Genomic DNA, 11,840 nt, shown 5'->3' with positions numbered 1-11,840 from the left:
TTGTTCCCCTCATTTTCTAAACTTGCGGTAATCTAAATCTCCTCGCTCTAATGCGTGCATTAACATTTCAGCACTTGCCATATTCGTTGCAAGTGGAATCGCATATACATCACATAGACGAAGCAATGCATTTACATCTGGTTCATGCGGCTGAGCAGTTAGTGGATCCCGAAAAAAAATCACCATATCCATATCATTTTTGGCAATCATGGCACCAATTTCTTGATCACCACCAAGAGGACCCGACTGAAATCTTGTTACAACTAAACCAGTTGCCTCCATAATACGAAGTCCTGTCGTCCCTGTTGCAAACAATTCATGTTGCTCAAAAATTGGTTTATATGCATACGCAAACGAAACCATGTCATTTTTCTTTTTGTCATGTGCGATTAAGGCAATTTTCATCCGTTGTCTCCCCTTTAGTCAATAATGTTTTCTAATCCGTACACAAGATGATCTAAATTCATTACTGTATCAATTGATAGTTTTACACCTGACATAAAGGATGCACGATTGAATGAATCATGGCGAACCGTTAACATTTGTCCATCTCCACCAAACATTACTTCTTGGTGTGCAATAAGTCCTGGTAAACGTACACTATGAATGTGAATGCCGTCTACATTTGCACCACGAGCACCTTCTAGTTGCTCTACTTCATTTGGGTGACCTTGCTGCTTTGATTCACGGTTTTGACGAATTAATTCTACTGTTTTTACAGCTGTACCAGATGGTGCATCTAATTTTTGATCATGATGCAATTCAATTACTTCAACATCTTGGAAGTACTTCGCTGCCATTTGTGAGAATTTCATCATAAGAACTGCACCAATTGCAAAGTTTGGAGCGATAATTGTTCCTACTGCTTTTTCTTTCGCATTCTCTGTTAATTGCTTTAGTTCTTCTTCTGTAAATCCAGTTGTACCAATAACAGAACGAAGTCCACGATCAACTGCTAGTGTAACGTGTTGTTTCCCGACTTCTGGCGTTGTTAAATCTAACAACACATCTGCTTCTATTTCCTCTAAACAAGTATGTAAATCTGCGTAAATTGGCGCTTGTAACGCTGGCATGCCCGGTAAATCAGAGATTTTCTCTCCACCATGCTTATAATCCACTGCTGCTACTAAATTAAAATGTTCGGTTCTTTCCATAAGAAGGACTGCTTCATGTCCCATACGTCCTCTTGGTCCAGCGATAATTACTTTAATTTCTTTCATTATTCTTTCTCTCCCTCATCAATACGTGTCCAGCGATCTTTGTCGCGAGTATTAAATTTATTCATTACAATGTTATGTGCTGTTTCTAAATCAATATTTAAACTATTTGCCATACAAATCATAACAAATAATACATCTCCAAGCTCTTCTTCAATACTACGTTCTGTTTCAGTTGTTTTCTTCGGTTTCTCACCATAATAATGATTAACCTCTCTTGCAAGCTCCCCCATTTCTTCCGTTAAACGAGCCATCATTGCAAGCGGACTGAAATAACCTTCTTTAAACTGACCAATATATGCATCTACTTCTTTCTGCATATCCTTCATCGTTTTCGCTTCCATACAATTCACCTCTAATCCTTCCTCTTTCATGTTAGCCAATTCATCGCCATTTGACAAATATTATTCCCCGCCAAACACCTATTTGCGACCCTTTTTTAGATAGAATATAATAAAGTGAAACTTTCTTTTGCGATTTTTGCAAAAGATTAGTTGAACCAATCGGGTTCCTACGGCTGGTTTGTCCTTCTTCAGAGCTTTATCCCCTACCAGCCGTTGGAACGGGGTAAAGGGAAACTTTCTTTTGCGGTTTTTGCAAAAGATCAGCCCGAACCAATCGGGTTCCTACGGCTGGTTTGTCCTTCTTCAGAGCTTTATCCCCTACCAGCCGTTGGAACGGGGTAAAGGGAAACTTTCTTTTGCGGTTTTTGCAAAAGATCAGCCCGAACCAATCGGGTTCCTACGGCTGGTTTGTCCTTCTTCAGAGCTTTATCCCCTACCAGCCGTTGGAACGGGGTAAAGGGAAACTTTCTTTTGCGGTTTTTGAAAAAGATCAGCCCAAACCAATCGGATTTTTGTAGCCTTCACTATTTTACTAACAACTAGAAATTACTTATCATTAGGTTTTACCGTTTCAGCGGAGCAATGCAATCTACATAATTAGGGGGATTTCTATATGACATCAAATTTGAAGATTCGAAATATCATTTTCATTTTAATCGGTTCCGCTATTTTTTCTTTCGGTATTGTGAATATCAATATTGAAAATCACCTTGCGGAAGGTGGATTTACCGGTATTACACTATTATTGTATTTTCTATTTAAGTTTGACCCTTCTTACTCAAACTTAATTTTAAATATCCCTATATTTATTATTGGTTGGAAGTTACTTGGAAGAACGACATTTTTATATACGCTAATCGGCACCTTTAGCGTATCTTTATTTCTATGGATTTTTCAACGTTACGATGTTCTGAACTTACATTTAAATTTACAAAATGATATGACACTCGCGGCTTTATTCGCCGGGGCATTTATTGGTATCGGTCTTGGAATAATATTTAAATATGGCGGGACTACTGGCGGTGTAGATATTATCGCGAGACTCGCTCATAAATATGTTGGCTGGAGTATGGGGAAAACGATGTTTATGTTTGATGCTATCGTCATTATCATCTCGATTCTTACATATTTATCATACCGCGAAGGCATGTATACGTTAGTTGCTGTTTTTATCGGGGCGAAGGTCATTGATTTTATGCAAGAAGGAGCCTATGCGGCGAAAGGAGCAACTATTATCTCAGATAAAAACGATGAAATTGCTGCCAAAATTTTATCTGATATGGAACGCGGAGCTACTTTTTTAAAAGCTGTTGGATCGTATACAAAAGTGGAGCGGAACGTATTATATTGCGTTGTTGCTAAAAATGAAATCGTGAAATTAAAAAATATTATTACTTCTGTAGATCCTCATGCCTTTGTTGCAGTAAGTGATGTACATGATGTAGTTGGTGAAGGTTTTACATTAGATGAAAATAAAAATCCGTTACATACATAAATGCAACTAGAAAAGCTCTCTAGCTTTTCTAGTTTTTTATTACATATTTTTTAAGTTTCTCTAAATCCTCATAAATAAGCTCCAATAAACTCCGATTATAAAAAATGGAAGCAGGATGAAAAGTCGGAAAGATATGATATTCTTGCTCTGACCATGTAAACGCTGCACTTTGCATATCCTTTAATTTTTGAATAGGCTGTTTTAATAATTGTCCGTGCACATCTGTGATTTTTGTATTTTTTCCCGTTAAACGTTGAAGACCGATATTTCCAAGTGTGACAATAAGCTTCGGGTCTATTTTCTCTAATTCATAATCTAACAAAGGGGCATGGGCAAGTATTTCTCCTTGATTTGGCGTTCTATTATACTTTTTCTGTATGATTTCACCATTTCGTTCTTTTTTCTCTCGCCACTTATAAGGTCTACTTCGAACAGCGCTCGTAATATATACTTCTTCCCTTGTAACGTGAATCCGTTCTAAAAAACCCATTAATTGTTTTCCAGCTCTCCCGCTAAACGGAATCCCATTATGAATTTCTGTTTCACCAGGCGCTTCTCCTAACAACATAAATTTTGGATTTTCAGGACCTTGTCCACTTAAAAAGCCTTCTAACTGATAAGAAGCGCTTTGTTCTTTCACTTGTTTTACTAAATGGCTTGGATATTTCACTTCCCACACTGCCTTTCCGCATTACTTCTATTGCTTCTATTATTTCTATTTGCAGTACATTATATAATTCAATCCACAATACAAAAAAAAGACTATCAAATGATAGTCTTTAGTCGTCGCTACGCTGCATACCAGTATACATTAATACGAGACGTAATAATTCAAATACCGCTACAGCTGCAGCCGCTACATATGTTAATGCCGCCGCATTTAATACTTTACGAGCTTGGCCATATTCATCTGTTGATACGATACCTAACGCTTCAATTTGTTGCATTGCACGCTTTGATGCATCAAACTCAACTGGTAATGTAACGAGTTGGAACACAACACCTGCTGCCATTAAAATAATTCCTAATAACAATAGTTTTGACATTGTCGCAAATATACCAATCATAATAAATACCCATGATATATTCGATCCAAAATTCGCCACAGGCACTAACGAATGACGAATACGCATAAAGTTATAATCTTTTGCATCTTGAATTGCGTGTCCTACTTCGTGTGCTGCCACTGCTGTACCAGCAACTGAATGACCGTAATAGTTATCTGTTGATAATCGAACTGTTTTGGCAGTTGGATCATAATGGTCTGATAAATGACCTGGTGTTTCTTCTACAGCTACGTTGTATAATCCATTTTCATCTAAAATCTTTCGAGCCACTTCCGCTCCTGTCATACCTGATGTTGAATAAACTTGTGAATACTTGCTATAAGCACTACGTACTCTTGACTGTGCATACAACGGTATGATCATTATGATCGCGAAGTAAATTAAATAAAACATCATGAACCTCCATTGAAGTTTTAATTATAGTACTTCTCATTCTATTTTCTTCTGCCATCATTGTCAATGAATAAACCTTACAATCCATATCTTTATTTATTGCATTATCTATTCTTAGAGTGTACATTACTTTTTCTTTTTTCTCTCTCTCCTTTATACTTTCTCCATCCAACATAAGTTAATGTGAATAAAATAAGACCTCCAGTAATTGTCATAAACCAAATGAGAGAGGGTGCAATTTCATCTTTTTTTACTGTGTGAAATATTTTTTGCAAATCCCCTTTAATGATTCCTACTTGCATTTGCCCACCTTTCGTATTTAACATAACGTTACGAAATTCATCCAAATAAGATAAATGGGCATTTACACGCTGCACTTCGTTTTCTGGCAGGGCAATCATTAAACTTGGATAAATAATATTAAATTCATGTAAAAATGTGTTTAACGTTTGCTGAAACTGTCCCGTATCTTCTTTTTTCATCGCTTTTTCCATTTGAGAAAAGGCACCCATTACTTTTCTTTCTCTTTCCATCCAAAGTGGTTGATATTTCGACACTTGCGCATCAACAGCGAGCTGCAGGGCTAACACATTATCAATTTTAACTTGTTTACCTAAATCTGTTTCCGAGAGAGATTGTTTCGCCTTGTCGTAAGCTAAAGAAATAACTCTAACTTGATCTGGCGTTACTTCTTGCTTCTTTTCATTCCCCTTTATAACAAACTGCTCGGAGAAATGTTGTAATACTTGTACTGCTTTTTCATCTTCATTACGCTTCACTAATTGTAATGAGTCGTCTAACAACCCTGTTAGTTCACTCCACTCTTCAGCATATATACGTAACGGAAACATTATAATTAGAAATGCTATTAATCCAATTAATGTTCTCTTCATCACGGTCCCCCCTATAACTACTAGTACAAAATATGTTAATTTGGACAAGAATAGAACAGTACTAGACCGAAAAATATATTATCGTTTTACAAACAAAAAAATTCTCTTTAAACAGAGAATTTTTCCTTTGAAATCCTTTTCTTTTTTACGAAATATCTATACAAGCTGTAACAAAGTATGCTGCCGCATAAAATAAATAATAAAATTGCACACGCAGCATGCATAAAGAATTCTTCTGGTAACATTAATATAATTGGATCCGTTTCAATATCAAACATCCAATAATCATTACTGAATAAAAGCTTATGGAATAATACAAAACTCTTTTCAAAATTAATAGCGATCGGTAACATGAGCGCTATCGGTAACATAATTGTTAAAATTGATCCGTGCAGTAAAAACTTTTCATTTTTCTTTTTTAATAAATAAATCCCGCCTATTATTGAAATCATAATTGTCGCATACATTACATATTGAATCTTTACTAAAATATTTTTAACATCTACAAAATGAATACGTCCATTTGTAGACATATCTAATGTTGGCAACTGCAATGCTCCATCATAAAACGGCGATAAATATGTAATAAGCACATCATAATTTCTTTTAATATCATCCTTCGTCATATCCGCTAAATCTGGAATGTTTAAAAAATCAATTTCAAAATAATATAGCCATTTTCCGTATACAACCGCCGTTGTTGCGAGTGCAAATATAGAAAATGCTATGCTATATGAAACAATTATAGTAATCAATCGATCCAATATTTTTGTACCACTCTTATTTTTTTTCATTTTCTCCCCCTAAATGTTCTAGCTATCATAAAGAAAACTGTTTTCGGTTCTCACGCAAGCAATAATAATATGTAAGACATAGTGTGACGATGCTTAGCCAAAACGTAAAGTAACCAATTTTTTCTACAAACAAATGCATAATTCCATATCTCGGCATTTGCCAAAATAAATAATCAATTGCATCATTATGTAATGTCCATATAGCCGCTACCGCAAAATGCCATTTTTTTATACGGTAAAACGGTGCATATAACAATCCTTGTACTGCCATCGCAAAGTGCGAAAGCATTAACATATACCCCATAAGACCAATAGGACCTTTTACATAGATCATAATTGCATTTACAACAACAGCCCATATACCATATTTCATTAAAGTAACAATCGCTAGCGCCTCTATTAATCCCCAATTTCTCTTCCTTAAAAAAGCAATTAAAACAAAGACAAAAAAGAGACTCGCCATCGGGCTATCGGGTACAAACGGCCAAAATATAAGTGAGGTTTCTTTTAATTGATTTCCATACCATATAAATCCGTATATTGTACCTAATATGTTAACAACTAATAAAAATAATAATATAGAGCGTTGTCTTAACATTGCATACAAGTAAACCAAGCTGTATGTCCAACACCTTTCAAACAAAGTCATTCTTTCCTTAAACTCTACTCTATTATATAGTAAACTTTCTTTCATCAAAATAAAAAGCTGACTACAAATTTTGTAGTCAGCTTTTTATTATTTTTTATTATACTTTGCAACGAATTCCGAAAGTTTCTTCAGTTCCTCATCTGTACCTTTAAATACACCTTTAGGCATTGAACCTTTTCCATCTTTCGCAATTTTAGCAATTTCTTCTGGCTTTAAAGTTAAATTTTGCAGTGCCGGTGCTGCTGCCCCGCCTTGTAAATTGTCACCGTGACATGTTAAACAAGTATTTTTTTGCATTAATTTATAGCCGTCATCATTTTTATCAACTGGTGCTGTTTTTACAATTGCTCCTTGTTTTTTTGCAGCTTCCCAGTCGTGGTGTGCTACAGATTCCCAAGTTAAAAAGATAATCGATGCAATTGCTAAAAGCATAAATCCAGTTGCTACAGGACGCTTCAATGGGCGTCTTTCTGGTCCTCGATCAAGAAATGGAGCTAACAGTAATGCGCCAAACGCAATTCCTGGCATAATAAACGCTCCAATTACAGTAAATGAACCAGAAGCATAAGAATACTTTAATAACTGATACAAGAATAAGAAATACCAATCTGGAAGTGGTATATATCCAGCATCAGTTGGATCCGCCATTCTCTCAAGTGGTGACGGATGCGCCACTGTTAAACATAAATAACCGATTAAAAAAACTGCACCAACCATCCATTCTTTTAGCAAGAAGTTCGGCCAAAACGCTTCTGTTTTTCCTGGGTATTCAGAATAGTCTTTTGGAATATTTGGTTTCCGAGCTACTGGTACCCGAGAATCTCCTACAAACTTCATCCCTTTGCCGCGATGCATAATCTCCCTCCTTTAGTTCTTTCCCCTTTAATTTAGCAATCTCTTATAGCGGACCGGAAATACCTTGTTTGCGAATCATGATGAAGTGGAAGGCCATTAAACCTAGAAGTGCAGCTGGTAAGAAGAAGACGTGAATAGCAAAGAAGCGAGTTAATGTCTGAGCGCCAACAATTTCGGAATGACCAGCGAGTAATGTTTTAATATAAGGACCAATAAGCGGCGTTTGCTCTGCAATTTGAATCCCTACTTTCGTAGCAAATAATGCTTTCATATCCCACGGTAATAAATATCCGGTAAAACCAAGACCTAGCATAACAAAGAAAATAAGAACACCAACAATCCAGTTTAACTCACGAGGCTTTTTATACGCACCCTGGAAGAAAACTCTAAGTGTATGTAAAAACATCATTACAATGACGAGACTAGCGCCCCAGTGGTGCATACCACGAACAATTTGCCCGTATGCAACTTCATTTTGTAAATAATAAACCGATTCCCAAGCATTTTTAATATCAGGCACATAATACATCGTCAAAAACATTCCTGATAAAATTTGAATTACAGTAACGAAAAAGGTAAGTCCTCCAAAGCAATAAACGAATGCAGAAAAGTGATGTGCCGGGTTTACATGTTCAGGTACTTCATGATCAGCGATATCACGCCATATTGGTGTAATATCTAACCTTTCATCTACCCAATCATAAATTTTATTTAGCATCTACTTTGCACCCCCTTTTGGCTTCGCTTTGCCTAAATACAGCGTTCCATCTTTTACTTTGGACTCGTATACATCAAGCGGAGCAAGGGGCGGCGTGCCTTTAATGTTCATTCCGTCTTTTGTGTAACGGCCCCCGTGACATGGACAAAAGAATTGATTAGGATGTGCTTTGTCCGAATTCCAGTTAACTGTACATCCTAAATGTTTACATACTGGAGAGAACGCAACAATGTCTCCGCTTTCATCTTTATGAACCCAAGCTGATTTTGGCTCTTCGGACTTGTACCAACCATCAACCTGCTTCACCTTAAAGTCGAAACGTTTCGGCTCTGTTGTAATATCCTTTACTTGTGCAACAGCAACCATATCCGTTCCCGCTTCTTTTCTTAACACCGGATCAAGCGCAAATCGCGTCATCGGCATTAAAATACCCGCTGCCATAAAGCCTCCTACCCCTGTAAGGGTGTAATTTAAAAACTGTCTTCTTGATACACGATGTTCTTTCTCGCCCACGAAAATTCCCCCCCTCTATCAGAAATTGTCCCCTCGTGATAAATTATATAAAAAATAAAAACTAGGACACTATCATGATATAATACGCTTAGGTACAGGTCAATATCATACTACTCATAATAATAAGAACTTTCTGTTTATTATTACTTTCCCCATTTTTCTTCTAACATCACCATTATATTTTTTATATGTGCATGAATAACTTCTCTTTTCGCTTGATCACTAAATTGTTCTAACGCTAATGAAGGAAACCAAAATAAATCTCCTTGTAACTCTTGCATATCTTCTTTCCATGAAAAATCACTTGTAACATAAGCAATATGCTTAAAACCTTGCTTTTGCAAATGATTTGTCCATTCTTGCAAACGACCTTTTTCATTTTTTTGACTTTCTACTAAATACGTAAATGCCGGTAGTAAAAGTACTCTTCCTTTATATTCTCTTTCCAACTCCATACTCAACAATTCGATAAATTCACCTTGTTCTACTACCATTTTCATTTCTTTTGCTGCCGAAATTGATAAAAGTGGTATAACACCTGTATCTACATACTCTCTTGCTTGCTCAAACTGCTCCACATCTTTTACACTCCATTTCAAATGTCTTCCCTCCCCTCACCTGCAAATGACAGAACTTTCACTTTATATATATTAAACCATACTAAAAGAGGTAAAAAAAGAAAAACTACCTATATTAAGGTAGTTTTTCTTAAAAAGTCTGAAATTTGTAAAATTTTATGAATCCAAATGAATTCTATAACATCTTTAACTCAGCTGTTAACTTATGAAAGGCTTCCTTATCTTGCTTATCCAGCGCTTCATCAATTTGTTTCAAAAGACGTTCTCTTCTAAAAGAAAATACACTTTCTTCTAAAAATCTTTCTGCAAGTAAACGATCTTTTTCATTTACTTCAATATGCTTTGGTAAATACGGGTTTTCTTCTAATACAGCTACATAATTGGCATTTTGAAACGATGATTTAAAATTGAGTTGAATATAAATATCTTCATCTCGATTTAAACGAATATCATGAAACGATTTTTCAGCATCTGTTGTCATAACATTTTGTTTAAAAAAGTGAAATGGTGTGTCCTTCACACAATTCGCGGACATCACTAAACCACGTGGACAATATTTTGCATGCTCTACGAAGTGGACTTTATGCATCAATTGGTCATGACTCATTAAATAATTCAAAATCCATACGCATTCACGCTGTTTCAGTTGGTAATTATTCAAAAACCATTTTACAAAATCCTTCTTCTCGTTTACAGAAACAGGGGTATTCATAGCAATTAAGTCCCTCCTCTGTCTTTCTCTTTTCTTTTTAGATTCAAGAAGCGGCATTCAGTTTCCTTCCAACTTATGAAAAATCCTCTAAATTATATAACAATTCTTCAATATGAATTTGTGTCGGGTCTAGTTGTATTAACTGAGTAAATACTTCTTTCGCCTCTTTTCGCATACCTTCTTCCAATAAGAAATAACCGTACTCTTCCAAGAAGTCTGGATGATTCTTAAAAGAAGTATATGCACTTTCATAGTGTTTTAATGCATCCGAATACATTTCTAATTGTTTTTTTGCAAACGCAAGATCCCAAAGTAGTTGTGTATCTGGTTCTCCGCTATCAATCGCACGCTCTACAACTGCAATTAGCTCTTCATACTTTTCTTGTTCTTTTAAGATATACGCATATTTTAATATCGCACCTAAATGTCCTGGATCTAACTCAAGCGCTTTTTGAAGCACTTCCTCTGCTTCTGCTATTTTTCCTAATTTCGCCGCAATGTTCGCTAATTCTACATAAAATGGTACAGAAAGCTCATCTACTTTAATTCCTTCTTGAAGTGTTTCATAGCTTTCTTGAAGCATTCCTTCTTTTTCATAGCTTTTCGCTAAATACATGTACAGCGATGCATACTCCGGATCTAATTCTTTTAGTTCTTGCCAAGCACCAATTGCTCTTTGGTATTCTTCACCTTGGTATAATGTGAAGGCATATCCAAATAATGAGTGGATATCTTTTTGTTCCTCTAAACCTGCTTCATAGTAAGAGATCGCTTCTTCCCAATTTCCAATCGCACTTAACGTTTCTGCGAGGCGAAGTGCAATGACAACACCACCCATGACTTTATGTTCTGCTAATAGCGACTCATAATGAGTGATTGCCTTTTGTTCTTCACCTTTACTACTATATAGCTCTGCTAATCCAAACGTAATAACAGGTTCGTCAGGCATCATTTCTTTCGCCTTTAATAGTTTTTGTTCTGCTACATCATCGAAACCTTGCATTTGGAATAAATCTGCAACAAGTAATAACGATTGAACATATAAGTCATCATTTTCTGGAATATCATGAAGCACTTCAATGGCTTCATCTTCTTTGTCTAGATCAATATATAATTCTGCTAAAAATACAGTGAATTCACTTTCTTCCGGGTACAATAAACGCAAGTCTTCTGTAATAGCTAACGCTTCATCCGTAAATCCAAGTGTATGATAATAGCGAGCGATATCATACTTCTCTTCATCATTCGCAATTTTTAATTGTTCTTTTAATAATTGTAATCCTTTTTCCGCTTCACCATTTTCAATATATGAAACAGCTTCTTCAAACTTTTGCATAAACGTCTCCTTTAATTCTAACAAATATTATTTTCTGTTCATTATCATAAGCAACTAGGTGTATGAACGCAATCTTTAGAATGAGCATACTTCTTCTTGTACTTTCACTGATAACGATTCGAATATGACACCGATACCGCATTACTACTTTCTATTGTACCGTTTTCTTTCATTACCGTGCAAATAACTTCCCTTATTAATTATTAACACGCACGGATCAAGCTTTACAGGCCTTCATTTAAATAAAAAAGACTCCTATATTAGGAGCCTTCACAA

At 35.8% G+C, this 11,840-nt stretch carries 15 protein-coding genes; 1 reads left to right on the top strand and 14 read right to left on the bottom strand.

The window, feature by feature from the left end; all coding sequences use genetic code 11:
• Positions 1–9 precede the first annotated feature (9 nt).
• The 3 genes from mgsA to J0835_RS07795 are packed head-to-tail and all read right to left on the bottom strand — an operon-like array spanning position 10 to position 1,561.
• Entirely contained in the window at positions 10–405 is a 396-nt protein-coding gene (gene mgsA / locus J0835_RS07805; RefSeq protein WP_000684762.1) for a methylglyoxal synthase, read from the bottom strand.
• 14 nt (positions 406–419) lie between these two features.
• On the bottom strand, positions 420–1,220 hold the full coding sequence (gene dapB / locus J0835_RS07800; RefSeq protein ID WP_087979994.1) for a dihydrodipicolinate reductase: 801 nt from the start codon (positions 1,218–1,220) through the stop codon (positions 420–422).
• Positions 1,220–1,561, bottom strand: a complete 342-nt coding sequence (locus tag J0835_RS07795; RefSeq protein ID WP_001992677.1) for a nucleotide pyrophosphohydrolase — start codon at positions 1,559–1,561, stop codon at positions 1,220–1,222. Before J0835_RS07795 ends, dapB begins: the two co-directional genes overlap by 1 nt.
• A 613-nt stretch (positions 1,562–2,174) precedes the next feature.
• Here J0835_RS07795 and J0835_RS07790 point away from each other — a divergent pair.
• A complete protein-coding gene (locus J0835_RS07790) occupies positions 2,175–3,056 on the top strand; it encodes a YitT family protein (protein ID WP_087979992.1) in 882 nt (293 codons plus the stop codon).
• A 28-nt stretch (positions 3,057–3,084) separates the two neighbouring features.
• On the opposite strand, the gene J0835_RS07785 is transcribed toward J0835_RS07790, so the two are convergent.
• The 11 genes from J0835_RS07785 to J0835_RS07735 form a co-directional block, all read right to left on the bottom strand.
• The gene (locus J0835_RS07785; RefSeq protein ID WP_087980799.1) at positions 3,085–3,726 is read right to left on the bottom strand and encodes a uracil-DNA glycosylase; all 642 of its coding nucleotides are present in this window, start codon (positions 3,724–3,726) and stop codon (positions 3,085–3,087) included.
• A 109-nt stretch (positions 3,727–3,835) separates the two neighbouring features.
• Complete coding sequence (locus J0835_RS07780) at positions 3,836–4,519, bottom strand: zinc metallopeptidase (protein WP_073517780.1); 684 nt, start codon at positions 4,517–4,519, stop codon at positions 3,836–3,838.
• A gap of 101 nt (positions 4,520–4,620) precedes the next feature.
• The gene (ypjB, locus tag J0835_RS07775; RefSeq protein WP_000831598.1) at positions 4,621–5,409 is read right to left on the bottom strand and encodes a sporulation protein YpjB; all 789 of its coding nucleotides are present in this window, start codon (positions 5,407–5,409) and stop codon (positions 4,621–4,623) included.
• A 107-nt stretch (positions 5,410–5,516) separates the two neighbouring features.
• Positions 5,517–6,203, bottom strand: a complete 687-nt coding sequence (lit, locus tag J0835_RS07770) for a lipoprotein intramolecular transacylase Lit (RefSeq protein ID WP_087979991.1) — start codon at positions 6,201–6,203, stop codon at positions 5,517–5,519.
• 25 nt (positions 6,204–6,228) lie between these two features.
• Positions 6,229–6,819, bottom strand: coding sequence for a DUF1405 domain-containing protein (locus J0835_RS07765; RefSeq protein ID WP_140386717.1), 591 nt, complete (start codon positions 6,817–6,819; stop codon positions 6,229–6,231).
• A gap of 120 nt (positions 6,820–6,939) precedes the next feature.
• Positions 6,940–7,707 carry a menaquinol-cytochrome c reductase cytochrome b/c subunit gene (gene qcrC / locus J0835_RS07760; RefSeq protein ID WP_000554601.1) on the bottom strand — a complete coding sequence of 256 codons (768 nt, stop codon included), beginning with the start codon at positions 7,705–7,707 and terminating at the stop codon, positions 6,940–6,942.
• A gap of 43 nt (positions 7,708–7,750) precedes the next feature.
• Positions 7,751–8,425, bottom strand: a complete 675-nt coding sequence (gene qcrB / locus J0835_RS07755) for a menaquinol-cytochrome c reductase cytochrome b subunit (RefSeq protein ID WP_000932700.1) — start codon at positions 8,423–8,425, stop codon at positions 7,751–7,753.
• Positions 8,426–8,938: a menaquinol-cytochrome c reductase iron-sulfur subunit gene (gene qcrA / locus J0835_RS07750; RefSeq protein ID WP_087979989.1), complete on the bottom strand. Its 513-nt coding sequence runs from the start codon at positions 8,936–8,938 to the stop codon at positions 8,426–8,428.
• A gap of 143 nt (positions 8,939–9,081) precedes the next feature.
• A complete protein-coding gene (locus tag J0835_RS07745; protein ID WP_000872168.1) occupies positions 9,082–9,537 on the bottom strand; it encodes a YpiF family protein in 456 nt (151 codons plus the stop codon).
• Positions 9,538–9,691: 154 nt separating this feature from the next.
• Positions 9,692–10,228 carry a ReoY family proteolytic degradation factor gene (locus J0835_RS07740; RefSeq protein ID WP_001095922.1) on the bottom strand — a complete coding sequence of 179 codons (537 nt, stop codon included), beginning with the start codon at positions 10,226–10,228 and terminating at the stop codon, positions 9,692–9,694.
• A 73-nt stretch (positions 10,229–10,301) separates the two neighbouring features.
• Positions 10,302–11,564, bottom strand: coding sequence for a tetratricopeptide repeat protein (locus J0835_RS07735; RefSeq protein WP_087979988.1), 1,263 nt, complete (start codon positions 11,562–11,564; stop codon positions 10,302–10,304).
• Positions 11,565–11,840: the final 276 nt, after the last annotated feature.

This window comes from Bacillus cereus group sp. Sample62 (assembly GCF_036851315.1).
GTDB classification, from domain to species: Bacteria; Bacillota; Bacilli; order Bacillales; family Bacillaceae_G; genus Bacillus_A; species Bacillus_A wiedmannii.
This window is presented reverse-complemented; position numbering and strand designations above follow the sequence as displayed.

Excerpts from the sequence above, each read along its gene's own strand:
- dapB (WP_087979994.1), bottom strand. The coding sequence starts at position 1,220 with ATGAAAGAAATTAAAGTAATTATCGCTGGACCAAGAGGACGTATGGGA.
- J0835_RS07790 (WP_087979992.1), top strand. The coding sequence starts at position 2,175 with ATGACATCAAATTTGAAGATTCGAAATATCATTTTCATTTTAATCGGT.
- J0835_RS07780 (WP_073517780.1), bottom strand. The coding sequence starts at position 4,519 with ATGATGTTTTATTTAATTTACTTCGCGATCATAATGATCATACCGTTG.
- J0835_RS07795 (WP_001992677.1), bottom strand. The coding sequence starts at position 1,561 with ATGGAAGCGAAAACGATGAAGGATATGCAGAAAGAAGTAGATGCATAT.
- qcrC (WP_000554601.1), bottom strand. The coding sequence starts at position 7,707 with ATGCATCGCGGCAAAGGGATGAAGTTTGTAGGAGATTCTCGGGTACCA.
- lit (WP_087979991.1), bottom strand. The coding sequence starts at position 6,203 with ATGAAAAAAAATAAGAGTGGTACAAAAATATTGGATCGATTGATTACT.
- ypjB (WP_000831598.1), bottom strand. The coding sequence starts at position 5,409 with ATGAAGAGAACATTAATTGGATTAATAGCATTTCTAATTATAATGTTT.
- qcrB (WP_000932700.1), bottom strand. The coding sequence starts at position 8,425 with ATGCTAAATAAAATTTATGATTGGGTAGATGAAAGGTTAGATATTACA.
- mgsA (WP_000684762.1), bottom strand. The coding sequence starts at position 405 with ATGAAAATTGCCTTAATCGCACATGACAAAAAGAAAAATGACATGGTT.
- J0835_RS07740 (WP_001095922.1), bottom strand. The coding sequence starts at position 10,228 with ATGAATACCCCTGTTTCTGTAAACGAGAAGAAGGATTTTGTAAAATGG.
- J0835_RS07735 (WP_087979988.1), bottom strand. The coding sequence starts at position 11,564 with ATGCAAAAGTTTGAAGAAGCTGTTTCATATATTGAAAATGGTGAAGCG.